Annotated in this window: 1 pseudogene; it reads right to left on the bottom strand. The window is 61.4% G+C overall.

Features of this window, described 5'->3' with window-relative positions:
- Nucleotides 1-225: 225 nt before the first annotated feature.
- A pseudogene (locus tag CFB46_RS34995) lies at nucleotides 226-477 on the bottom strand (sel1 repeat family protein); the annotation flags it as partial.

Raw genomic sequence — 477 nt, 5'->3', positions numbered from 1 at the left:
TTCTGCCCGCCGGGCGTCACCACGCCGCCGCACCCCGCGACGGACGCGCCAAGCGCTGCAACCAGCGCACCTTGAATGAGACGTTGGGAAAGGTTGGTCTTCATGTTGTTGTCGCTCGATTAGAGTCGTTGTTCGGCTTATGCGTCCGTGCGAACTTCGATAAGCCCCCCGGCGTGGCGCGCGATGGTGGTCTCCCCGCGGCTGCCCCCGTTGCTTCAGGCTCGGTCAGTAGTACCAGTACGTCTGATTCCAGACGCCGTAGTACGGATAGCCCGAATACCAGTAGCCGTAATAGACATCACGCCATTGCGTGCGCCATTTCCAGTCGTCTTCGTCTTCCTTCTTCGCCTTGCGCGCGAGCTCGAGCAGCTTTTTCGATTCCTTGTCGCCGCGAGCCGCCGCGATCGACAGCCACTTCTCCGCTTCGCGCGCATCCGAGCCCATTTCCTCGAGGCCGAACAGGTAGAAACTGCCGAG

The sequence above is a fragment of the Burkholderia sp. HI2761 genome (assembly GCF_002223355.1).
Classification (GTDB): Bacteria; Pseudomonadota; Gammaproteobacteria; order Burkholderiales; family Burkholderiaceae; genus Burkholderia.
The sequence above is the reverse complement of the archived record's forward strand: the minus strand, read 5'-3'. Positions and strand labels throughout refer to the sequence as shown.